15 protein-coding genes and 4 pseudogenes are annotated in these 22,900 nt (G+C 51.8%); 12 read left to right on the top strand and 7 right to left on the bottom strand.

Annotated elements, in window-relative coordinates; translation table 11 throughout:
- Positions 1-63: 63 nt before the first annotated feature.
- Together CRI63_RS08275 and CRI63_RS08270 are read right to left on the bottom strand one after the other, a co-directional pair.
- The gene (locus tag CRI63_RS08275; RefSeq protein ID WP_135385197.1) at positions 64-843 is read right to left on the bottom strand and encodes an enoyl-CoA hydratase/isomerase family protein; all 780 of its coding nucleotides are present in this window, start codon (positions 841-843) and stop codon (positions 64-66) included.
- The gene (locus CRI63_RS08270) at positions 836-2,407 is read right to left on the bottom strand and encodes a malonate decarboxylase subunit alpha (RefSeq protein ID WP_135519196.1); all 1,572 of its coding nucleotides are present in this window, start codon (positions 2,405-2,407) and stop codon (positions 836-838) included. Before CRI63_RS08270 ends, CRI63_RS08275 begins: the two co-directional genes overlap by 8 nt.
- 255 nt (positions 2,408-2,662) lie before the next feature.
- Here CRI63_RS08270 and CRI63_RS08265 point away from each other — a divergent pair, with 255 nt between their 5' ends.
- The 7 genes and pseudogenes from CRI63_RS08265 (at position 2,663) to CRI63_RS08230 (ending at position 9,698) form a co-directional block, all read left to right on the top strand.
- Positions 2,663-3,697 carry a LacI family DNA-binding transcriptional regulator gene (locus CRI63_RS08265; protein ID WP_130205808.1) on the top strand — a complete coding sequence of 345 codons (1,035 nt, stop codon included), beginning with the start codon at positions 2,663-2,665 and terminating at the stop codon, positions 3,695-3,697.
- Positions 3,698-3,767: 70 nt separating this feature from the next.
- Positions 3,768-5,182: pseudogene (dnaB, locus tag CRI63_RS08260) on the top strand (replicative DNA helicase).
- 52 nt (positions 5,183-5,234) lie between these two features.
- Complete coding sequence (alr, locus tag CRI63_RS08255) at positions 5,235-6,314, top strand: alanine racemase (RefSeq protein WP_135519193.1); 1,080 nt, start codon at positions 5,235-5,237, stop codon at positions 6,312-6,314.
- 253 nt (positions 6,315-6,567) lie between these two features.
- Positions 6,568-7,762: pseudogene (tyrB, locus tag CRI63_RS08250) on the top strand (aromatic amino acid transaminase).
- Positions 7,763-8,101: 339 nt separating this feature from the next.
- Positions 8,102-8,817 (top strand): annotated as a pseudogene (gene aphA / locus CRI63_RS08240) (acid phosphatase AphA).
- A gap of 110 nt (positions 8,818-8,927) precedes the next feature.
- The gene (locus CRI63_RS08235; RefSeq protein ID WP_130205818.1) at positions 8,928-9,344 is read left to right on the top strand and encodes a secondary thiamine-phosphate synthase enzyme YjbQ; all 417 of its coding nucleotides are present in this window, start codon (positions 8,928-8,930) and stop codon (positions 9,342-9,344) included.
- Positions 9,345-9,347: 3 nt separating this feature from the next.
- Positions 9,348-9,698, top strand: coding sequence for an MmcQ/YjbR family DNA-binding protein (locus CRI63_RS08230; RefSeq protein ID WP_135408646.1), 351 nt, complete (start codon positions 9,348-9,350; stop codon positions 9,696-9,698).
- A gap of 213 nt (positions 9,699-9,911) precedes the next feature.
- On the opposite strand, the pseudogene uvrA reads toward CRI63_RS08230, so the two are convergent.
- Positions 9,912-12,735 (bottom strand): annotated as a pseudogene (uvrA, locus tag CRI63_RS08225) (excinuclease ABC subunit UvrA).
- A gap of 253 nt (positions 12,736-12,988) precedes the next feature.
- Between uvrA and ssb1 the strand changes: the two are divergent.
- Positions 12,989-13,525 (top strand): single-stranded DNA-binding protein SSB1, encoded by a 537-nt coding sequence (gene ssb1 / locus CRI63_RS08220; protein ID WP_104919864.1) that lies wholly within the window; start codon positions 12,989-12,991, stop codon positions 13,523-13,525.
- Positions 13,526-13,623: 98 nt separating this feature from the next.
- Here ssb1 and CRI63_RS08215 read toward each other — a convergent pair whose 3' ends face one another.
- The gene (locus CRI63_RS08215) at positions 13,624-13,905 is read right to left on the bottom strand and encodes a YjcB family protein (protein ID WP_135385191.1); all 282 of its coding nucleotides are present in this window, start codon (positions 13,903-13,905) and stop codon (positions 13,624-13,626) included.
- 439 nt (positions 13,906-14,344) lie between these two features.
- Here CRI63_RS08215 and CRI63_RS08210 point away from each other — a divergent pair, with 439 nt between their 5' ends.
- Positions 14,345-15,931: an EAL domain-containing protein gene (locus tag CRI63_RS08210; RefSeq protein WP_135519190.1), complete on the top strand. Its 1,587-nt coding sequence runs from the start codon at positions 14,345-14,347 to the stop codon at positions 15,929-15,931.
- Positions 15,932-15,933: 2 nt separating this feature from the next.
- On the opposite strand, the gene soxS is transcribed toward CRI63_RS08210, so the two are convergent.
- Complete coding sequence (soxS, locus tag CRI63_RS08205) at positions 15,934-16,257, bottom strand: superoxide response transcriptional regulator SoxS (protein ID WP_000019357.1); 324 nt, start codon at positions 16,255-16,257, stop codon at positions 15,934-15,936.
- Positions 16,258-16,342: 85 nt separating this feature from the next.
- Here soxS and soxR point away from each other — a divergent pair, with 85 nt between their 5' ends.
- From soxR to CRI63_RS08190, 3 genes are all read left to right on the top strand, one after another.
- Positions 16,343-16,807 carry a redox-sensitive transcriptional activator SoxR gene (gene soxR, locus CRI63_RS08200; protein WP_000412428.1) on the top strand — a complete coding sequence of 155 codons (465 nt, stop codon included), beginning with the start codon at positions 16,343-16,345 and terminating at the stop codon, positions 16,805-16,807.
- Between the two features lie 544 nt (positions 16,808-17,351).
- On the top strand, positions 17,352-18,701 hold the full coding sequence (ghxP, locus tag CRI63_RS08195; protein WP_130205830.1) for a guanine/hypoxanthine transporter GhxP: 1,350 nt from the start codon (positions 17,352-17,354) through the stop codon (positions 18,699-18,701).
- 149 nt (positions 18,702-18,850) lie between these two features.
- On the top strand, positions 18,851-20,500 hold the full coding sequence (locus tag CRI63_RS08190) for a Na+/H+ antiporter (RefSeq protein WP_130205832.1): 1,650 nt from the start codon (positions 18,851-18,853) through the stop codon (positions 20,498-20,500).
- Between the two features lie 82 nt (positions 20,501-20,582).
- On the opposite strand, the gene actP is transcribed toward CRI63_RS08190, so the two are convergent.
- Together actP and CRI63_RS08180 are read right to left on the bottom strand one after the other, a co-directional pair.
- On the bottom strand, positions 20,583-22,232 hold the full coding sequence (gene actP / locus CRI63_RS08185; RefSeq protein WP_000832550.1) for a cation/acetate symporter ActP: 1,650 nt from the start codon (positions 22,230-22,232) through the stop codon (positions 20,583-20,585).
- The gene (locus tag CRI63_RS08180) at positions 22,229-22,543 is read right to left on the bottom strand and encodes a DUF485 domain-containing protein (RefSeq protein ID WP_001337746.1); all 315 of its coding nucleotides are present in this window, start codon (positions 22,541-22,543) and stop codon (positions 22,229-22,231) included. Before CRI63_RS08180 ends, actP begins: the two co-directional genes overlap by 4 nt.
- Positions 22,544-22,900 lie beyond the last annotated feature (357 nt).

Here is a 22,900-nt window from a genome sequence, read left to right as displayed (position 1 = left end):
AAGAAGGCGTTTGGGGAACAGAGGTTGTCATATTCATTATCTTTCTTTCCTTGTAAGAGGCTTTCAGCGTGCCTGAAATTGTGGTTGACGCTTCTCGGCGAATGCCTGACTTCCTTCACGAGCATCTTCAGTCGTGGCGGAAAAAGCGCCAGCAAGCGCTTCAAGCGTCGAGGCAACGGCAATACCTTCTCCGGCATCGATAACTTGCTTGGCGATCTGCACAGCAACCGGAGCACGTTGGGCGATACGTTGTGCCAGTTGCAGGCCTGCGTCGTGTAACGCTTCCCTGGTGACAACACGATTCACCAGCCCGCAGGACAGCGCACGCTGTGCATCTAGTGGTTCGCCGGTAAATACCAGTTCTTTCACCAGTGAGCGCCCAAGCAGTGCCGTCAGCCGCTGCGTTCCTGACCAGCCAGGCACTGTCGCCAGTCCGGTTTCTGGTAGCGCCATCCGAGCCTCGGCGCTACAAATACGGATATCGGCGGTAGCAGCCAGTTCCAGACCACCGCCATAAGCCAGTCCGTGCACCAGGGCGATTACGGGTTGTGGCAGTTGTGCCAGAGCGTCAAATGCCTGATGACCGCGGCGGATCCAGTTGCGCCACATATCGAGTGCAGAAAGAGAGGTCCAGCGATGAATATCCGCACCGACACAAAACGCTTTTTCACTGGCGCTGGTCAGCAGAACCACGCGGATCTCCGAATCCGTTTCCAGCGTGTGGCAATGTGTCAGCAGCTGTTCAAGCATCTCCGGGGTTAATGCGTTGAGTTTCGCCGGACGATTAATCACCAGAGTGGCAATGAAACCGTTGCGCTGGAGGTCAATAGTGCCGTTATTCATGGTGACGTCCTTGTTGAAAATAGTGGGGATTCATTAGCTTGAGATCGTCTGCCAGACGGAGTGGGGCATCGCTTTGGGCGAGAATGTCGCGTTCAGGATCAATACCTGGGGCAATTTCTGTGACCAGTAGCCCGTCTGGTGTTAATTCCAGAACGCAGCGTTCAGTGATGTACTGCACTTGTTGCCCGAGTCTTATTGCGCGTTTGCCGGAGAACGTTACGTGGGCGACTTCTTGCACCAGCTTTTTGGCTTTGCCTTCTTTAATGATGCGCAGTTGACCCTCTTCCAGTTGCAGATGTGCACCTGCATTGAAAAAGCCAGAGAAAATAATTCGCTTCGCATGTGAAGTGATATCAATAAACCCACCGCATCCGGCTGTGACATGTGGACGAGCGGGCAGATGCGAGACGTTTACTGAGCCATCTGCGCCGATTTGTAAAAATGACATCAGAGTGAGATCAAAACCCCCGCCCTGGAAATAGGTGAACTGCTGGGGAGAGGGCAAAAATGCTTCTGCATTAGAGGCGCAGCCGAATTGAAATTCCAGTAGTGGAACTCCGCCAATTGCGCCCTGTTCCAGCAGCCAGGTGACATCACCGTGGCGACCTTGTTCCAGTAAAATACGCGGTACATTGGCAGAAATACCAAAGCCAATATTTACCGCATCTCCACTTTGTAGTTCTTGCGCGACTCGCTGGGCAATAACTCGCGCCGGGCCATGTTCCATATAACGAAAGGCGGATAGCGGACGACTGATTTCGCCGGAAATGGCTGGTTCATATTGCGTTTGCGTCGTTTGTGTTTGTTCCGGCGCAATCACGATGTAATCCACCAGTACACCCGGAATACGCACCTCTTTTGGTTTCAGACTTCCGGCGGCAACCTGCCGTTTTACCTGCGCAATTACGATGCCACCGTTATTGCGAACAGCTGTGGCCTGTTCCAGTGGCCCAAGATAAGCCCCTTCATGTTCATAAGTCAGGTTGCCGCGTTCATCGGCAGTGGTAGCGCGAATGATCGCTACCTGGGGCACGATGCTGGGGAAAAACAGCCAGTCGTCGTTAGCAAATCGAACACGTTCAACCAGAGATTGTTGCGCCGCTTTTTCATTCATTGCGCCGCCCTGCAACAGGGGATCCACATAGCTATCCATGCCTGTTTGTGTGAGCACGCCAGGACGATGAGCCGCCGCTTCCCGGTGCATATCAAATAAGATCCCGGAAGGCAGATTCCAGGCGGGGATCGCGTTGTCATTGATCATTTGCCAGATTAACGGAGGCGTCATTGATGATGGCCCGGAGGGGTAGGAGCCAGCGATCACTTTTGCCAGTAAACCCGATTGCGCCAGATGATCGATGCCTTTTACGCCATACATATCACCTGCGGCGATAGGGTGGATGCTGGTGATGTTTTGCGGATGTCCGGCACGTTGAAAGCGTTCACCTATTGCTGCCAGCACGGCATCCGGACACCCCATTCCACTGGAGGAGGAGACGGTGACAACTGCGCCATCAGCAATCAAATCTGCAGCTTCCGATGCAGTGATCGTGCGTACAGAGCACATAATAATTTCCTTATTTCGATACAAAAATAATTAAAAATATGCATGTAAAACAACAAAGTAGTGATTATAAATTAATTGGAACGATCTAATTTATGCGTAATTTGTACGATTGGCGTGCAAAAAACACAACAAGGGAAGTATGAATCTGTGATCGAAACGACGATCTCCTGCGATCCATGGCGTTAACGGATCGCATGAGTAAAAGGAGATTATGATAAAGTAAATGCCTTGATCTTATGGGGGTTTGGAGTAGTCATGGCGAAGTCGGATACAGGAAGAAAGCGGGTAACATTAACCGATGTTGCACGTGCGGCTGGCGTTTCGAAATCGACCGTGTCGCTGGTACTCAACGACAGTCCGCTTATCAAAAAAGAGACGCAACAAAAAGTCCAGCAAGCCATTGAGCAATTAGGCTATGTCTATAACCGTTTTGCTGCCAATCTGCGTTCGCAAAAATCGCTGACTATCGGCGTGGTGATTGATGATTTGACCAACCCTTTTTTCGCTGAATTTACAATGGGCCTTGAGATCACGCTGGCGGAGCACGGTTTTATCACCGTAATGTCCAATACCTCCCAGCGTAGCGATCGGCAAAAACAGGTACTTGATACCTTGCTGGAACACCACGTCGCGGGCATTGTCCTCTGTCCAGTAAACAGCACCTCAGAAGCCGATTTACAGCGTTATGCCAACAGTTCCACACCCTTATTAATCACAATGCGCCCTCTGGACTGGCAACAATTGCCCGTCGATTACGTTGGCGTGGACAGCCACGCAGGCGTCCGGGAAGCTACGGAATATCTCATTCAACAAGGGCACAGAGACATCGTGTTTATTGGGGGACTTACGCACCATATGCGTTATCAGGGATACCTGGAGGCGATGAACCATCATGATTTACAGCCGTGGAGCACTGATGCTTTTTCGCTGCGTGCTGAACCGACTCAGGCCAACGGTTACCAGTTGATGCAACAACTGTTGGATATGCCTTCGCCACCCACAGCGGTGATTTGTTATAACGATTTAATGGCTTTTGGCGCGGAGTCGGCACTGGGCGAAAGAGGATTATTTGCCGGGGAAGATATTTCGTTGATTGGTAATGATGGCGTGGCGGCTTGTGCTTACAGTAACCCGCCGTTAACCACAATTGCGGTAGAACCATTGGCTCTGGGGAAACAGGCGGCGCAGCAAATTTTACGGCGTATTGCGCAGCCAGACGCACCGCTCAGCCATTACGTCTATCGCCCAACCCTGCAAATTCGCGCTTCTACCGGAAGACGGGGGCGTTAAATGCTGTAGCGAGAAACTGTTTCTCGCTATACTCTCTATCCCTTTTTAACAGCAGGTAACTCCATTCACTATGGCTGGAAATAAACCCTTCAACAAACAGCAGGCTGAGCTTCGCGAACGCGATCCACAAGTTGCCGGGCTGAAAGTGCCTCCGCACTCGATCGAAGCGGAGCAGTCGGTGTTGGGCGGTTTAATGCTGGATAACGAACGCTGGGACGATGTGGCCGAGCGTGTCGTGGCAGACGATTTCTACACCCGTCCGCACCGCCATATCTTTACCGAAATGGCGCGTTTGCAGGAAGGTGGTAGCCCGATAGACCTGATAACTCTGGCGGAATCGCTGGAGCGCCAGGGGCAACTTGATAGCGTCGGTGGTTTCGCTTATCTGGCGGAACTATCCAAAAATACGCCAAGTGCGGCGAACATCAGCGCTTATGCTGACATCGTGCGCGAACGTGCTGTTGTCCGTGAGATGATCTCGGTTGCTAACGAGATTGCCGAAGCTGGTTTTGATCCGCAAGGGCGCACCAGTGAAGACTTGCTCGACCTTGCTGAATCCCGTGTCTTTAAAATTGCCGAAAGTCGTGCCAATAAAGACGAAGGCCGAAGAACATCGCCGATGTGCTCGACGCTACCGTGGCGCGTATTGAGCAACTGTTCCAGCAGCCGCACGATGGCGTCACCGGGGTAAACACCGGCTATGACGATCTCAACAAAAAAACCGCCGGTTTGCAGCCGTCGGACTTGATTATCGTCGCGGCGCGTCCGTCGATGGGTAAAACGACATTTGCGATGAACCTCGTCGAAAATGCGGCGATGTTGCAGGATAAACCGGTGCTTATCTTCTCGCTGGAGATGCCATCGGAACAGATTATGATGCGTTCTCTGGCATCGCTGTCGCGCGTCGACCAGACCAAAATCCGTACCGGGCAGCTGGATGATGAAGATTGGGCGCGTATTTCCGGCACGATGGGCATTTTGCTCGAGAAACGTAACATCTATATTGATGACTCCTCCGGTCTGACGCCAACGGAAGTGCGCTCGCGCGCGCGTCGTATTGCCCGTGAGCACGGCGGCATTGGGCTTATCATGATCGACTACCTGCAGTTGATGCGTGTGCCGTCACTTTCCGACAACCGTACGCTGGAAATTGCGGAAATCTCCCGCTCGCTGAAAGCGCTGGCAAAAGAACTGAATGTGCCGGTGGTGGCTCTATCCCAGTTGAACCGTTCTCTGGAACAACGTGCCGACAAACGTCCGGTCAACTCCGACTTGCGTGAATCCGGCTCCATCGAGCAGGATGCGGACTTGATCATGTTTATCTATCGTGATGAGGTTTATCACGAGAACAGTGATTTGAAAGGCATCGCGGAAATTATTATCGGTAAACAACGTAACGGCCCAATCGGGACGGTACGCCTGACCTTTAACGGTCAATGGTCGCGCTTCGACAACTACGCGGGGCCGCAGTACGATGACGAATAATAATTATTTTATGTATTAGGTAATTAAAGCAAACACTTATCAAGGAATACAAATGCAAGCGGCAACTGTAGTGATTAACCGCCGCGCTCTGCGACACAACTTGCAACGTCTGCGTGAACTGGCCCCCGCCAGTAAACTGGTTGCGGTGGTGAAAGCGAACGCTTATGGTCACGGTCTTCTTGAAACCGCGCGAACGCTTCCTGATGCCGACGCCTTTGGCGTAGCCCGTCTCGAAGAAGCCCTGCGGCTTAGAGCAGGGGGCATCACGCAACCTATTTTGTTACTGGAAGGCTTTTTTGAAGCAGACGATCTGCCGACGATCTCCGCTGAACATCTGCATACCGCCGTGCATAACGAAGAACAGCTCGCTGCTCTGGAAGAGGCCAGTCTGGAGGAGCCAGTTACCGTCTGGATGAAACTCGACACCGGTATGCACCGACTGGGCGTGTTACCGGAACAAGCTGAGGCGTTTTACCAACGTCTTACGCAATGTAAAAACGTCCGTCAGCCGGTGAATATTGTCAGCCACTTTGCTCGCGCTGATGAGCCAAAATGCGGCGCGACTGAGAAACAACTCGATATCTTCAATACCTTTTGCGAAGGCAAACCCGGCAAGCGTTCAATCGCCGCATCGGGTGGAATTTTGTTATGGCCGCAGTCGCATTTTGATTGGGTGCGCCCAGGCATCATTCTATACGGCGTGTCACCGCTGGAAGATGGCTCCACCGGTGCTGATTTCGGTTGCCAGCCAGTGATGTCACTGACCTCCAGCCTGATTGCCGTGCGTGAGCATAAAGAGGGTGAACCGGTAGGCTATGGCGGCACCTGGATTAGCGAGCGCGATACCCGCCTTGGCGTGGTGGCGATGGGCTATGGCGATGGCTACCCGCGCGCCGCGCCGTCCGGTACGCCAGTGCTGGTTAATGGTCGTGAAGTGCCGATTGTTGGTCGCGTGGCGATGGATATGATCTGCGTAGATTTAGGACCACAGGCGCAGGATAAAGCCGGGGATCAGGTCATTTTATGGGGGGAAGGTTTGCCCGTAGAGCGTATCGCAGAAATAACAAAAGTGAGTGCTTACGAACTTATCACGCGCCTGACGTCAAGGGTCGCGATGAAATACGTGGATTAATCGTTCTGTAATAGTTGATTGTCTGTGCCGGATGCGGCGTGAATGCCTTATCCGGCACGTAATATCTTGTAAATTCAATAAATTGATTTTCTCGCATGGCTCTTATAAAGGCCGTGCATCTGGCGATTGTGCGTTTGTCATGAGTCTCACTCTGTTGCTAATTGCCGTTCGTCGCTGAACATCCTCTCGATCTTCGCCATCTTCCGGTTTATTGTGTTTTAACCACCTGCCCGTAAACCAGGAGAACCATCGCGTGTTTCAAAAAGTTGACGCCTATGCTGGCGACCCGATTCTTTCGCTTATGGAGCGTTTTAAAGAAGACACTCGCAGCGACAAAGTGAATTTGAGTATCGGTCTGTACTACAACGAAGACGGGATTATTCCGCAACTAAAAGCTGTCGCGGAAGCGGAAGCGCGTCTGAATGCACAACCTCATGGCGCTTCGCTTTATTTGCCGATGGAAGGTCTGAACAGCTATCGCCATGCCATTTCGCCGCTGCTGTTTGGCGCTGACCATCCGGTGCTACAACAACAGCGTGTGGCGACCATTCAGACGCTCGGTGGTTCGGGGGCATTAAAAGTAGGCGCTGACTTCCTGAAACGCTACTTCCCGGAATCAGGCGTCTGGGTCAGCGATCCCACCTGGGAAAACCATGTGGCAATATTCGCGGGGGCTGGATTTGAAGTGAGTACTTACCCCTGGTATGACGAAGCAACCAACGGCGTGCGTTTTAATGACCTGTTGGCGACGCTGAAAACATTACCTGCCCGCAGCATTGTGCTGCTGCATCCGTGCTGCCATAACCCAACGGGCGCCGATCTCACCAACGACCAGTGGGATGCGGTGATTGAAATTCTCAAAGCACGCGAGCTTATCCCATTCCTCGATATTGCCTATCAAGGATTTGGTGCCGGTATGGAAGAAGATGCCTATGCCATTCGCGCGATCGCCAGTGCCGGATTACCTGCTCTGGTGAGCAATTCATTCTCAAAAAATTTTCTCCCTTTACGGCGAGCGTGTTGGCGGTCTTTCTGTGGTGTGTGAAGATGCCGAAGCCGCAGGCCGCGTGCTGGGGCAATTGAAAGCAACAGTACGTCGCAACTACTCCAGCCCGCCGAATTTTGGTGCGCAGGTGGTGGCTACGGTGCTGAATGATGCGGCGTTAAAAGCTAGCTGGCTGGCAGAAGTGGAAGAAATGCGTACCCGTATTCTGGCGATGCGTCAGGAACTGGTGAAGGTATTGAGTAAAGAGATGCCAGAACGCAATTTTGATTATTTGCTTAAGCAGCGCGGCATGTTCAGCTATACCGGTTTAAGCGCTGCTCAGGTTGACCGACTGCGTGAAGAGTTTGGTGTTTACCTGATTGCCAGCGGCCGCATGTGTGTTGCCGGACTTAATGCGCAAAATGTGCATCGCGTGGCGAAGGCGTTTGCAGCCGTGATGTAATGTCGTTAGCAGGTGGTTGAACAGCCGCCTGCTCAATTTTAACTCTTTGATATAATTAGTATCATTGAGAATAGAGAGAAGGAAATATTCTACCCCTCATATAAAGCCGCTCACTTCTGGTAAGCGATATTAACCACGGACTAAATGGATATACCTACTCCACGGCTAGACATTAAGCTATTAAAAAACACGAACTTCTCTCATGTGATCCTGCTCCCTTTCTCTAACAAAACCGCAGATAATCCTTTCTTTCCCCCGCTGCTGGCGTTATGGTCAGATGGTTTTTTCAACAAATCTCACAATAAAAAGTTTTAACTTACTGACTATTTAGGGAAAAATATGCGCAAGATCACACAGGCATTGAGTGCCGTTTGCTTATTGTTCGCTCTAAACAGTTCCGCTGTTGCCCTGGCCTCATCACCTTCACCGCTTAATCCGGGTACTAACGTAGCCAAACTCGCTGAACAGGCGCCAATTCATTGGGTTTCAGTCGCCCAAATTGAAAACAGTCTGGCAGGACGCCCACAGATGGCAGTTGGTTTTGATATTGATGACACTGTTCTGTTTTCTAGCCCTGGATTCTGGCGCGGCAAAAAAAAACGTTCTCGCCAGAAAGCGAAGATTATCTAAAAAACCCGGCATTCTGGGAAAAGATGAACAACGGTTGGGATGAATTCAGTATTCCAAAAGAGGTCGCGCGTCAGCTAATTGATATGCATGTCCGCCGTGGCGACACCATTTTCTTTGTGACAGGTCGTAGCCCTACGAAAACTGAAACAGTGTCAAAAACGCTGGCTGATGACTTTCACATTCCTGCAACCAGTATGAACCCGGTGATTTTTGCGGGCGATAAAGCAGGACAAAATACAAAAACGCAGTGGCTACAGGATAAAAATATCCGAATTTTTTATGGTGATTCCGATAACGATATTACCGCTGCGCGTGATGTTGGCATCCGTGGCATTCGCATTCTGCGAGCCTCTAACTCTACCTACAAACCCTTGCCACAAGCGGGTGCATTCGATGAAGAGGTGATCATCAATTCAGAATACTGATAAGTCGGGAGAGCGCCTGACTCTCCCGAATGCTGTTTTTTTAATCACACCTTTATCCTTTCGCTGTCTTGCTGCAAACTGATTAAGAGAGTTTTATCAAGGAGCAGCACATGTGGTTTCAAAAGACGCTCACGCTTAGCGCTAAATCTCGTGGGTTTCATTTGGTAACGGATGAAATCCTGACTCAACTAGCTGATATGCCGCGTGTTAATGTCGGTTTACTGCACCTGTTGCTGCAACACACTTCCGCCTCTCTGACACTTAATGAGAATTGCGACCCCACAGTACGCTATGACATGGAGCGTTTTTTCCTCCGCACCGTTCCCGACAACGGAAACTATGAGCATGACTATGAAGGGGCAGACGATATGCCTTCTCATATCAAATCCTCGATGCTGGGGGTATCGCTCGTATTGCCAGTGCATCAGGGGCGTATTCAGACCGGCACCTGGCAGGGAATATGGCTTGGGGAACATCGCATCCACGGCGGTTCGCGTCGCATTATCGCGACACTACAAGGGGAGTAAAAAATGACCATTTCGGAGTTGCTACAATATTGCATGGCAAAACCAGGCGCAGAACAGAGTGTGCATAGTGACTGGAAAGCAACGCAAATCAAAGTGGAAGATGTGCTGTTTGCGATGGTGAAAGAAGTGGAAAATCGCCCAGCGGTTTCGCTGAAAACCAGCCCTGCGCTGGCCGAGCTTTTGCGACAGCAGCATAGCGATGTGCGTCCCAGTCGGCATCTGAACAAAGCGCACTGGAGCACCGTATATCTCGACGGCTCGTTGCCGGATTCGCAAATCTATTATCTGGTCGATGCGTCGTATCAGCAGGCGGTGAATTTGCTGCCGGAAGAAAAACGTAAATTGCTGGCGTAACTCTGAAAGGAAAAGGCCGCTCAGCAAGCGGCCTGAGAATGATGACAAACGCAAAATTGCCTGATGCGCTACGCTTATCAGGCCTACGCAATCCCTGCAATATATTGAAATTGCATGTTTTTGTAGGCCGGATAAGGCGTTCACACCGCATCCGGCAAGAACAAAGCGCACTTTGTCAATAATCTGAGGCCGCTCAGAAAGCGGCCTTAACGATTACAGCATCGGCTTGAGGAAGCGTGCCGTGTGTGATGCTTCGCACTCCGCGACGGTTTCTGGCGTACCGGAGACGAGGATCTCGCCGCCACCGCTACCGCCTTCTGGTCCCAGGTCGACAATCCAGTCGGCGGTTTTGATTACGTCGAGATTGTGCTCAATAACCACAATGGTGTTGCCCTGATCGCGCAGTTTATGCAGCACGTCGAGCAGTTGCTGAATATCGGCGAAGTGCAGGCCGGTAGTCGGCTCGTCGAGAATATACAGCGTCTGCCCGGTGCCGCGTTTTGACAGCTCACGCGCCAGCTTCACGCGCTGGGCTTCACCGCCGGAAAGCGTGGTTGCGGACTGCCCGAGGCGGATATACGTCAGGCCAACGTCCATCAACGTTTGCAGCTTACGCGCCAGCGCCGGTACGGCATCGAAGAACTCACGCGCTTCTTCGATGGTCATATCCAACACTTCGTGGATGGTTTTGCCTTTGTACTTAATCTCCAGCGTTTCACGGTTATAGCGTTTACCTTTGCACTGGTCGCACGGTACGTAAATATCCGGCAGGAAGTGCATCTCCACTTTGATCACGCCATCGCCCTGACAGGCTTCGCAACGACCGCCACGGACGTTAAAGCTGAAACGTCCTGGCGTATAACCGCGCGCGCGGGATTCCGGTACGCCCGCAAACAGTTCACGTACAGGCGTAAACACGCCGGTATAGGTCGCCGGGTTAGAACGCGGAGTACGACCAATCGGGCTTTGGTCGATATCGATGACTTTATCGAAATGCTCGAGTCCCTGAATATCGCGATACGGTGCCGGTTCGGCGATGGTCGCACCATTCAACTGACGTTGGGCAATCGGGAACAGTGTGTCGTTAATCAGCGTCGATTTACCGGAACCTGAAACCCCTGTAATGCAGGTAAACAGACCGACCGGCAACGTCAGCGTCACGTCTTTCAGGTTGTTGCCGCGTGCGCCAGTCAGCTTCAGCACTTTTTCCGGATCTGCCGGAACGCGTTTCTTCGGCACTTCAATCTTGCGTTTACCGCTCATGTACTGCCCGGTTAACGACTCCGGCACAGCCATAATCGCTTCCAGCGGACCTTCCGCGACCACTTCACCGCCGTGTACACCTGCGCCCGGACCGATATCGATCACATGGTCAGCGGCGCGAATCGCGTCTTCGTCGTGCTCCACTACAATCACGGTATTACCAAGATCGCGCAGATGGATAAGCGTACCCAGCAGGCGTTCGTTATCGCGCTGGTGCAGGCCGATAGACGGTTCGTCCAGCACGTACATCACACCAACCAGGCCCGCGCCAATCTGGCTCGCCAGACGGATACGCTGGGCTTCACCGCCGGAAAGTGTTTCTGCCGAGCGGGAAAGTGTCAGGTAATTCAGGCCGACGTTAACGAGGAATTTCAGACGATCGCCAATCTCTTTGAGGATTTTTTCCGCAATCTTCGCCCGCTGACCAGCGAGTTTGAGATTGATTGAAAAACTCCATCGCATGACCAATGCTCATGTCGGAGATAGCAGGCAGCGGCGTATTCTCGACATACACGTGGCGCGCTTCCCGACGCAGACGTGTTCCGTCGCAGCTGGTACACGGGCGATTGCTGATAAACTTGGCTAACTCTTCGCGTACCGCGCTGGATTCCGTCTCTTTATAACGGCGCTCCATATTGTGCAGCACGCCTTCGAACGGATGACGACGAATGGAGGTATCGCCACGATCGTTCATGTATTTGAATTCGATGTTTTCTTTGCCAGAACCGTACAGCACCACTTTATGCACGTTCGCGCTCAGGCTGCCCCACGGTGCTTCGACGTCGAACTTATAGTGATCTGCCAACGATTTCAGCATCTGGAAGTAATAGAAGTTGCGGCGATCCCAGCCACGGATCGCACCACCTGCCAGCGACAGTTCCGGGTTTTGGATCACACGGTCAGGATCGAAATATTGCTGTACGCCGAGGCCGTCACAGGTCGGGCAGGCCCCCGCCGGGTTGTTAAACGAAAACAGACGCGGTTCCAGTTCACGCATACTGTAGCCGCAAATTGGGCAGGCGAAATTAGCGGAGAACAGCAGCTCTTCCGCTTTCGGGTCGTCCATATCCGCCACTACCGCAGTACCACCGGAAAGCTCCAGCGCGGTTTCAAACGACTCGGCAAGACGTTGGGTAAGATCGTCACGCACCTTGAAGCGATCAACCACCACTTCAATGGTATGTTTCTTTTGCAGTTCCAGTTTCGGCGGATCGGAAAGATCGCAGACTTCGCCATCAATACGAGCACGGATGTAGCCCTGGCTTGCCAGGTTCTCCAGCGTTTTGGTGTGTTCGCCTTTGCGCTCTTTAATGATTGGCGCGAGTAGCATCAGACGCTTGCCTTCCGGCTGCGACAGCACGTTATCCACCATCTGGCTGACGGTTTGCGCCGCCAGCGGCACATCGTGGTCCGGGCAGCGCGGCTCACCGACGCGAGCGTACAGCAGACGCAAATAGTCGTGGATTTCGGTGATTGTCCCCACCGTGGAGCGCGGGTTATGAGACGTCGATTTCTGTTCAATTGAGATGGCGGGTGAAAGCCCCTCAATATGATCGACGTCCGGCTTTTCCATCAGTGACAGAAACTGCCGCGCGTAGGCGGAAAGGGATTCAACGTAACGACGCTGCCCTTCGGCATATAAGGTGTCGAAAGCGAGCGAGGATTTGCCAGAACCCGAAAGCCCGGTCACGACAATGAGTTTGTCGCGGGGGATAACGAGGTTGATGTTTTTGAGATTATGGGTGCGGGCGCCCCGAACTTCGATCTTATCCATTCACCTTTCCCGGATTAAACGCTTTTTTGCCCGGTGGCATGGTGCTACCGGCGATCACAAACGGTTAATTATGACACAGAATGACCTGAATGAATATACAGTGTTGGAATGCGAAACCCAGAGCGCTATGTAACAATGTTTGACCAGAATTGTTTAGCGGAACCGAGGTCACAACATAGTAAAACCGCTATTGGTAATGCTACAATCGCGCGTTTACACTTATTAGAACGTTTTTTTTTCAGGAGACATGAACATGGCCAGCAGAGGCGTAAACAAGGTTATTCTCGTTGGTAATCTGGGTCAGGACCCGGAAGTACGCTACATGCCAAATGGTGGCGCAGTTGCCAACATTACGCTGGCTACTTCCGAATCCTGGCGTGATAAAGCGACCGGCGAGATGAAAGAGCAGACTGAATGGCACCGCGTTGTGCTGTTTGGCAAGCTGGCGGAAGTTGCCAGCGAATATCTGCGTAAAGGTTCTCAGGTTTATATCGAAGGTCAGCTGCGTACCCGCAAATGGACCGATCAATCCGGTCAGGATCGCTACACCACAGAAGTCGTGGTGAACGTTGGCGGCACCATGCAGATGCTGGGTGGCCGTCAGGGCGGTGGCGCTCCGGCAGGTGGCAATATGGGCGGTGGTCAGCCGCAGGGCGGTTGGGGTCAGCCTCAGCAGCCGCAGGGTGGCAATCAGTTTAGCGGCGGCGCGCAGTCTCGTCCGCAGCAGTCCGCTCCGGCAGCGCCGTCTAACGAGCCGCCGATGGATTTCGATGACGATATCCCATTCTGATTTTGTTTTAAAACAATAGATTATATTGTTTTAAGGTAGATGATTAACGCATCTGCCAGGGATAAAAAAGAAGCCTCCATAATGGAGGCTTCTGCATATCACACCAAAATCATCGGCCATTGTGGCGGTGCCTGATTTGTGGCTTCCACTATTACCGACTCAATATTGTGCCAGATTGCGGCAATATCCATCATTGTGATTCCGAGCAGTCCCATCGCGAACCAGCAGGCGGAAATAACGCCCAGGCCACTACTGATCACCGCGAGCCCTACGTAATCAGACCGCCGAAAACGGATGTTGAGCGTGCTTGCCATAAACATCAGTACGGCGCTAAGAAGCTGCCAGCGAAGAAGAACCACGCCAGTGGTGAGGGTAGCCATCGAACATTTCCTCTGAAAATAACTGATGCCCTGGACAGCACGGTGTTGTTCACGGGAGGTGTGATGCACTCTGGCTATCATGGGGCTTACAAGATACCAAAATGAAACAATTAGTGTGTTTCATTATTTTTGTGAACTATATCACAATTGGTTGTTTGTTAGCCAGATAGAGTCACTATTTTTATTAGCGTGCTTATTTTGTGGTTTTTCAGTGGCGTCGTGGAAATACAAAATATCGTACATTCCTGACTGACCCGCATTTTTTAGTAAATTCTTTTTGATATCAGCGTGTTATTTTTATTAAAACAACGATTATAAAGGTATCAATTTCAAATCAGGCAAAAGTGCTATTTATACCGTAAGATTTATCTAACGTCGTCGGTGGCCAGGGTTTTCACCTTGCAATGACCAGCTATAACCAGACAGGGAATTGATATAAATGAGTCATCGTGCACGACACAAATTGCTGGCGTTGCCGGGCATTATCTTTGTAGCACTCCTTCCCATCATCCTGTCACTATGGATTGCCTTCATTTGGGCAAAATCAGAAGTGAACAATCAGCTTCGTGTCTTTGCCCAACTGGCGCTGGATAAATCCGAGCTGGTCATTCAACAGGCAGATTCAGCGAGCGATGAAGCGAAACGCTATCAGGGGCAAGTTTGTACTCCGGATCATCAGAAGCGAATGTTGAATATTATTCGTGGCTACCTTTATATCAATGAACTGATATATGCCCAGGATAACCATTTTTTATGTTCTTCGCTTATCGCTCCCGCTGACGGATATATGATCGCCCCCGCGGATTATAAGCGTGACCCTGACATTTCTATCTATTATTACCGCGATACCCCTTTTTTCTCCGGTTATAAAATGACTTATATGCAGCGGGGTAATTATGTGGCGGTCATCAATCCTTTATTCTGGAGTGAGGTGATATCTGACGATCCGACGCTGCAATGGGGCGTGTATGATACGGTGACGAAAACCTTTTTTTCGTTAAGTAATCAGGCCTCGGCTGAAACGTTTACTCCGTTAATTCATCTGAATGATTTAACGGTGCAACGAAATGGTCATTTGTATGCAATGGTACATTCGACAAAACGCCCGATAGCGGCCATTGTTGCCATTTCAAATAAACGTCTTATCGCTCATTTTTATAATCATCTTATCTTTGCTTTGCCTGCAGGTATTTTTTGCAGTCTGGTACTACTGTTACTCTGGTTGCGGATTAGCCAGGAGTACCAGTCACCCAAACGCAAATTGCAACGCGCCCTCGAAAAAAGACAGCTTTGTCTTTATTACCAGCCAATTATCGATATCAAAACAGAAAAATGTATTGGCGCTGAAGCGTTGCTACGTTGGCCAGGTGGCCAGGGGCAAGTGATGAGTCCGGCAGAGTTTATCCCATTGGCGGAAAAAGAGGGGATGATTGAGTTAGTCACTGATTATGTTATTGATAATGTATTCAGCGATCTGGGGGCGTATCTGGCAACACATGCCGATCGCTATGTTTCTATTAACCTGTCGGCCTCCGACTTTCATACATCGCGTTTAATTGCGCGAACCAATCAGAAAATAGAGCAATACGCGGTGCGTCCGCAGCAAATTAAATTTGAAGTCACTGAACATGCGTTTCTTGATGTCACCAAAATGACGCCGATTATTCATGCTTTCCGTCAGGCCGGTTATGAAGTTGCGATTGATGACTTCGGTATTGGCTACTCCAACTTACACAACCTTAATTCATTGAATATCGATATTTTGAAAATCGATAAATCGTTTGTTGAGACGCTGACCACGCACAAAACCAGCCATTTGATTGCGGAACACATCATTGAACTGGCGCACAGTCTGGGGCTAAAAACGATAGCGGAAGGGGTAGAAACGTCGGAGCAGGTTAATTGGCTGCGCAAACGCGGCGTGCGTTATTGCCAGGGCTGGTATTTTGCAAAGGCGATGCCGCCGCAAATGTTTATGGAATGGACAGGGAAATTACCCGCACATGAGTTAATGTGCGGGCAATAATTCTAGATACGGTGGCGATAATCGCTGGGAGTGCGATCAAACTGCCGACGGAAAACGCGGGAAAAGGTCTGCTGCGAGACATACCCAAGATCCATTGCGATATCAAAAATAGGGCGCTCGGTGGTGCGCAACTCAACGGCAGCCAGTAACAGGCGGCGTTGACGAATGTAATCACCAAGTGTCTGATGCGTTACCGTGCGGAACATCCGCTGCAAGTACCACTTTGAATAACCTGATTTTTTGGCGACGACATCAATGTTCAGTGGCTGGTCAATATGCTCGTCAATCCATGCGATAAGATCCTGAATAATTTTCTGATGGGACATAAATCTGCCTCTTTTCAGTGTTCAGTTCGTTAATTCATCTGTTGGGGAGTATAATTCCTCAAGTTAACTTGAGGTAAAGCGATTTATGGAAAAGAAATTACCCCGCATTAAAGCCTTGCTCACCCCAGGCGAAGTGGCGAAACGCAGTGGGGTAGCGGTATCTGCACTGCATTTCTATGAGAGCAAAGGGCTGATTACCAGTATTCGAAATAGCGGCAATCAGCGACGATATAAGCGTGATGTGTTGCGATATGTGGCGATTATCAAGATTGCTCAACGTATTGGCATTCCATTGGCGACTATTGGTGAAGCATTTGGTGTGTTGCCTGAAGGGCATACATTAAGCGCCAAAGAGTGGAAGCAGCTTTCTTCGCAATGGCGAGAAGAATTAGATCGGCGCATTCATACCTTAGTGGCTCTGCGAGATGAACTGGACGGTTGTATTGGCTGCGGCTGCCTTTCGCGTAGCGACTGCCCGTTGCGTAACCCGGGCGACCGCTTAGGGGAAGAAGGTACTGGCGCGCGTTTGCTGGAAGACGAGCAAAACTAAAGCGCCACAAGGGCGCTTTAGTTTGTTTCCGGTCTTTGTCTTTCACTCTATCCCGCTGGTACACAGGAGGGTTTCCCCCGACGTCAACACACCTCATTCGAGCACGTGGTGGAGGTTCCGGTTGGTGTTGATACTTTAATTGTATGCCGCCTCCGTATCTTCGCCAGTGCAAAAAGACGTTTTTTAGCCGCAATATTTTTGCCATCTTGCACGGTTTTTTACTGCAACTCTTCGCTACAAGCTACCTACAAATGCCGTAATTTTGCGCATCGACGATAACGTTTGCGCATCAATTGCCTGGTTTTTCATCGTCAATACAAGAAAAGGGAAAAAAGCAGCAAACTTCGGTTGAAAAAGCCGCTATGATCGCCGGATAATCGTTTGCTTTTTTTTACCACCCGTTTTGTATGCGCGGAGCTAAACGTTTGCTTTTTTGCGACGCCCCACATTGTCGCAAACCTGGAGCAGGAAGATAACGTTTCGCTGGCAGGGGATTGTCCGCCACGCATCTTGACGAAAAATAAACTCTCAGGGGATGTTTTCTATGTCTACGCCATCAGCGCGTACCGGCGGTTCACTCGACGCCTGGTTTAAAATTTCACAACGTGGAAGCACTGTCCGTCAGGAAGTGGTTGCCGGGTTAACAACGTTTCTGGCGATGGTCTACTCGGTCATCGTCGTTCCGGGCATGCTGGGTAAAGCAGGCTTCCCACCAGCAGCAGTTTTTGTTGCGACCTGTCTGGTTGCCGGAATTGGTTCTATCGCGATGGGGCTGTGGGCCAATTTGCCGCTGGCTATCGGTTGCGCTATCTCCCTGACCGCGTTTACTGCATTCAGCCTGGTGCTGGGGCAGCATATTAGCGTTCCGGTCGCGCTGGGCGCCGTGTTCCTGATGGGGGTGCTGTTTACAGTCATTTCTGCAACGGGTATCCGTAGCTGGATTTTGCGCAACTTGCCACACGGTGTGGCGCACGGTACGGGGATTGGTATCGGCCTGTTCCTGCTGCTGATTGCTGCGAATGGTGTTGGCCTGGTCATTAAAAATCCGCTCGACGGTCTGCCGGTTGCGCTGGGTGATTTCGCCACCTTCCCGGTTATTATGTCGCTGGTAGGTCTGGCGGTGATCGTCGGTCTGGAAAAACTGAAAGTGCCGGGCGGCATTCTGCTGACCATTATCGGTATCTCGATTGTGGGCCTGATCTTCGATCCTAACGTTCATTTCTCCGGCGTTTTCGCTATGCCGTCATTGAGCGATGAAAATGGTAACTCGCTGATTGGTAGCCTGGATATTATGGGCGCGCTGAATCCGGTGGTACTGCCGAGCGTACTGGCGCTGGTGATGACGGCGGTCTTTGATGCGACCGGAACCATCCGTGCAGTCGCCGGTCAGGCGAACCTGCTGGATAAAGACGGGCAGATCATTGATGGCGGCAAAGCGCTGACCACCGACTCCCTGAGCAGCGTTTTCTCAGGCCTGGTGGGGGCGGCTCCGGCCGCGGTATACATCGAGTCTGCGGCGGGTACGGCAGCGGGTGGTAAAACCGGTCTGACGGCAATCACCGTTGGCGTGCTGTTCCTGCTGATTCTGTTCCTCTCTCCGCTCTCTTACCTTGTTCCAGGTTACGCAACGGCTCCGGCGCTGATGTATGTTGGCCTGCTGATGTTGAGCAACGTGGCGAAAATCGACTTTGCTGATTTTGTCGATGCGATGGCGGGGTTGGTGACGGCGGTATTCATTGTGCTGACCTGTAACATCGTGACCGGCATTATGATCGGTTTCGCTACCCTGGTGATTGGGCGTCTGGTTTCTGGCGAATGGCGTAAGCTGAACATTGGTACGGTTGTTATCGCCGCGGCACTGGTGACCTTCTACGCGGGTGGCTGGGCTATCTAATCTTTAATAAGATTCTGAAAACGGGTGGCAATGGCTGCCCGTTTTTATTTTCTCCGTACATTGTGTGAGCTTTTGCGATATTCTGAAAAAACTGAGAATTCAGGCATAACGCCTTTCTCAAACCATAAAACATCGCAAACAGGGAACGCATGGAAATCTTCTTTACCATACTGATAATGACCCTCGTGGTTTCGCTGTCCGGGGTGGTCACTCGTGTCATGCCCTTTCAGATCCCGCTTCCGCTTATGCAAATCGCCATTGGTGCGCTACTGGCGTGGCCGACGTTTGGTTTGCATGTGGAGTTTGATCCTGAACTCTTTTTAGTTTTGTTTATTCCGCCGCTGCTCTTTGCTGATGGCTGGAAAACGCCGACCCGTGAATTTCTCGAACATGGTCGGGAGATCTTCGGTCTTGCGCTGGCGCTGGTGGTAGTCACCGTAGTCGGCATTGGCTTCCTCATTTACTGGGTGGTGCCAGGCATTCCGCTAATTCCGGCCTTTGCGCTAGCGGCGGTGCTCTCTCCGACCGATGCCGTGGCGCTCTCCGGGATTGTTGGCGAAGGGCGAATACCGAAAAAAATCATGGGCATTTTGCAGGGCGAAGCGTTGATGAATGACGCCTCCGGCCTGGTGTCGTTGAAGTTTGCCGTGGCAGTCGCGATGGGGACCATGATCTTCACTGTTGGCGGTGCGACGGTCGAATTTATGAAAGTCGCGATCGGCGGTATTCTCGCGGGGTTTGTGGTGAGCTGGCTATATGGTCGCTCGCTGCGCTTCCTGAGCCGCTGGGGCGGCGATGAACCTGCGACACAGATAGTCCTGCTGTTCCTGCTGCCGTTCGCCTCTTATCTGATTGCCGAACATATTGGCGTTTCCGGTATCCTTGCGGCAGTTGCTGCCGGGATGACCATTACCCGTTCAGGCGTGATGCGCCGTGCGCCGCTGGCGATGCGTCTGCGTGCGAACAGCACCTGGGCGATGCTGGAGTTTGTCTTTAACGGCATGGTGTTCTTGCTGTTGGGCCTGCAACTGCCGGGCATTCTGGAGACGTCGCTGATGGCGGCAGAGATCGACCCGAACGTCGAAATCTGGATGCTGTTTACCGACATCATCTTGATTTACGCAGCGCTCATGCTGGTCCGTTTCGGCTGGCTGTGGACGATGAAAAAGTTCAGTAACCGCTTCCTGAAGAAGAAACCGATGGAGTTTGGTTCGTGGACCACACGAGAAATTCTTATCGCGTCTTTTGCCGGGGTTCGCGGGGCTATCACCCTGGCTGGTGTGCTCTCTATTCCGCTGCTGTTGCCGGATGGCAACGTCTTCCCGGCGCGTTATGAGCTGGTGTTTCTGGCGGCTGGCGTCATTCTCTTCTCGCTGTTTGTTGGCGTGGTGATGCTGCCTGTTCTGCTGCAACACATTGAAGTCGCAGATCATTCTCAGCAGTTGAAAGAGGAACGCATTGCGCGCGCGGCAACGGCAGAAGTGGCGATTGTGGCGATCCAGAAAATGGAAGAGCGACTGGCGGCGGACACTGAAGAGAATATCGACAACCAGCTGCTTACCGAAGTCAGCTCTCGCGTCATCGGTAACCTGCGTCGTCGCGCCGACGGCCGAAACGACGTTGAAAGTTCTGTCCAGGAAGAGAACCTGGAGCGTCGCTTCCGTCTGGCGGCGTTGCGTTCTGAACGTGCGGAACTTTATCACCTGCGCGCCACGCGGGAGATCAGCAACGAAACGCTGCAAAAGTTGCTACACGATCTCGATCTGCTGGAAGCGTTGTTAATTGAAGAGAACCAATAACGCTTTGGCGGTGTAATCGGTAAAAAGGTGCAGTACATCGCACCTTTTTACCGTTGGTCAGGTGACCAGAGGCTAGTGGAGATTAATGCGCGCGGCCCTGCTCAACGCCAAAGCCGGTCTGGGAACGGATAAATTGCGCACGGAACAGTTCACGCTCGCGCGCCCCTTCCGCTGAATTATCGGTTGCCGAGAAGAACCAGATGCCGAGGAATGCCACGCTGATTGAGAACAGCGCCGGGTATTCGTACGGGAAGATGGCTTTTTCGTGACCGAGGATCTGTACCCAAATCGTTGGGCCGAGGATCATCAGTACTACCGCAGTAATCAGCCCTAACCAGCCGCCCATCATTGCGCCACGAGTAGTCAACTTCGACCAGTACATGGAAAGCAGAATGATTGGGAAGTTGCAGCTCGCGGCGATGGCAAACGCCAGGCCCACCATGAACGCGATGTTCTGATTCTCAAACAGCACGCCGAGGATAATGGCGATCACGCCCAAAATCAGCACGGTGATTTTCGATACTCGCAGCTCTTCACGTTCGGTTGCGCCTTTTTTGAAGACGTTGGCGTACAGGTCGTGAGAAACCGCGGAAGCGCCTGCCAGCGTCAGACCCGCAACCACCGCGAGGATAGTGGCGAAAGCAACCGCTGAAATAAAGCCGAGGAACAGGTTGCCGCCCACCGCATTGGCCAGGTGAACTGCCGCCATGTTGTTACCACCAATCAGATGGCCCGCCGCGTCTTTATATTCCGGATTTGCACCAACCAGCATGATTGCGCCGAAGCCGATAATAAAGGTCAGGATATAGAAGTAGCCCATAAACCCGGTGGCGTAGAACACGCTCTTACGCGCTTCGCGGGCATCGCTGACCGTAAAGAAGCGCATCAGAATATGCGGCAAGCCAGCCGTACCAAACATCAGTCCAAGCCCCAGCGACAGTGCTGAGATCGGATCTTTCACCAGTCCGCCCGGTTTCATGATGTCGACACCTTTTGGGTGTACCGCCATCGCTTCGCTGAACAGATTGTTGAAGCTAAAGCCGACGTGTTTCATCACCATAAAGGCCATAAAGCTGGCACCGAACAGCAACAGAACGGCTTTGATAATCTGTACCCAGGTGGTCGCCAGCATGCCGCCGAACAGAACGTACATCATCATCAGCACGCCGACCAGCACCACGGCAATGTGATAGTTAAGGCCAAACAGCAGCTCGATAAGTTTACCTGCGCCCACCATCTGGGCGATAAGGTAAAGCGCCACCACCACCAGAGAACCACAAGCCGAAAGAATACGAATCGGCCCTTGTTTCAGGCGGTAAGAAGCCACATCCGCAAAGGTATAGCGGCCCAGGTTACGCAGACGTTCAGCAATCAGGAACAGAATTATTGGCCAGCCCACCAGGAAGCCCAGCGAGTAGATCAGCCCGTCATAGCCGGAAGTAAACACCAGCGCGGAGATCCCCAAAAATGAGGCGGCAGACATATAGTCCCCGGCAATCGCCAGCCCGTTCTGGAAGCCAGTGATATTGCCGCCTGCGGTGTAGTAGTCATTACGAGAACGTACGCGTTTTGACGCCCAGTAGGTAATGCCGAGCGTGAACACGACGAAAATCAGGAACATAATAATCGCCTGCCAGTTTGTTGGCTGGCGCTCAACGGCCCCGCTAATAGCATCCGCGGCGTTAGCTGCGAAAGGGAGTGTGGCGGCAAGCGCCGTCAGAACTCTTTTCATGATGCTTGTACCTCATGCAGGACTTCATTATTTAGACGGTCGAATTCGCCGTTCGCCCGCCAGATGTAGATACCAGTGAGAACAAAGGAGATAACAATGACCCCAACGCCAACGGGAATACCGCGTGTAACGCTGGTGTTCGGATTCAGCGGGGTGCCCAGCCAGCCGGGCGCAAAGGCGATCAGTAAAATAAAGCTGATATAAACTGCCAGCATAATAATCGACAGGATGGTGGCAAACCGTTGCCGTTTTTCGACTAACTCCCTGAAATGCGCATTGTCTTCTATCCGCTGATAAATCGTACCATTCATCACAGATTCTCCAGAGGTAATGTAGGGATTGTTTTAATTCCCGCTCCCTTATGGGAGAAGGTTAACGCCCAGGTAAACCTTGCCAAATGTAGGCCGGATAAGGTGCTTGCACCGCATCCGGCAATCAATGCCTGATGCGCCGCTGTCGCGTCTTATCAGGCCTACAACTGTTGCCGAATGTAGGCCGGATAAGGCGTTCACGCCGCATCCGGCAAACAGCACCTGATGCGACGCTGTCGCGTCTTATCAGGCCTACAGCCGTTGCCGAATGTAGGCCGGATAAGGCGTTTACGCCGCATCCGGCAATCAGCGCCGTGATGCGCCGCTGTCGCGTCTTATCAGGCCTACAACTGTTGC

It is taken from the genome of Escherichia sp. E2661 (assembly GCF_004745185.1).
GTDB lineage: Bacteria > Pseudomonadota > Gammaproteobacteria > Enterobacterales > Enterobacteriaceae > Escherichia.
Note: the sequence above shows the minus strand (reverse complement) of the source record. Positions and strands in the feature narration are given on the sequence as shown.

Excerpts from the sequence above, each read along its gene's own strand:
- CRI63_RS08275 (WP_135385197.1), bottom strand. The coding sequence starts at position 843 with ATGAATAACGGCACTATTGACCTCCAGCGCAACGGTTTCATTGCCACT.
- CRI63_RS08270 (WP_135519196.1), bottom strand. The coding sequence starts at position 2,407 with ATGTGCTCTGTACGCACGATCACTGCATCGGAAGCTGCAGATTTGATT.
- CRI63_RS08265 (WP_130205808.1), top strand. The coding sequence starts at position 2,663 with ATGGCGAAGTCGGATACAGGAAGAAAGCGGGTAACATTAACCGATGTT.
- alr (WP_135519193.1), top strand. The coding sequence starts at position 5,235 with ATGCAAGCGGCAACTGTAGTGATTAACCGCCGCGCTCTGCGACACAAC.
- CRI63_RS08235 (WP_130205818.1), top strand. The coding sequence starts at position 8,928 with ATGTGGTTTCAAAAGACGCTCACGCTTAGCGCTAAATCTCGTGGGTTT.
- CRI63_RS08230 (WP_135408646.1), top strand. The coding sequence starts at position 9,348 with ATGACCATTTCGGAGTTGCTACAATATTGCATGGCAAAACCAGGCGCA.
- ssb1 (WP_104919864.1), top strand. The coding sequence starts at position 12,989 with ATGGCCAGCAGAGGCGTAAACAAGGTTATTCTCGTTGGTAATCTGGGT.
- CRI63_RS08215 (WP_135385191.1), bottom strand. The coding sequence starts at position 13,905 with ATGGCTACCCTCACCACTGGCGTGGTTCTTCTTCGCTGGCAGCTTCTT.
- CRI63_RS08210 (WP_135519190.1), top strand. The coding sequence starts at position 14,345 with ATGAGTCATCGTGCACGACACAAATTGCTGGCGTTGCCGGGCATTATC.
- soxS (WP_000019357.1), bottom strand. The coding sequence starts at position 16,257 with ATGTCCCATCAGAAAATTATTCAGGATCTTATCGCATGGATTGACGAG.
- soxR (WP_000412428.1), top strand. The coding sequence starts at position 16,343 with ATGGAAAAGAAATTACCCCGCATTAAAGCCTTGCTCACCCCAGGCGAA.
- ghxP (WP_130205830.1), top strand. The coding sequence starts at position 17,352 with ATGTCTACGCCATCAGCGCGTACCGGCGGTTCACTCGACGCCTGGTTT.
- CRI63_RS08190 (WP_130205832.1), top strand. The coding sequence starts at position 18,851 with ATGGAAATCTTCTTTACCATACTGATAATGACCCTCGTGGTTTCGCTG.
- actP (WP_000832550.1), bottom strand. The coding sequence starts at position 22,232 with ATGAAAAGAGTTCTGACGGCGCTTGCCGCCACACTCCCTTTCGCAGCT.
- CRI63_RS08180 (WP_001337746.1), bottom strand. The coding sequence starts at position 22,543 with ATGAATGGTACGATTTATCAGCGGATAGAAGACAATGCGCATTTCAGG.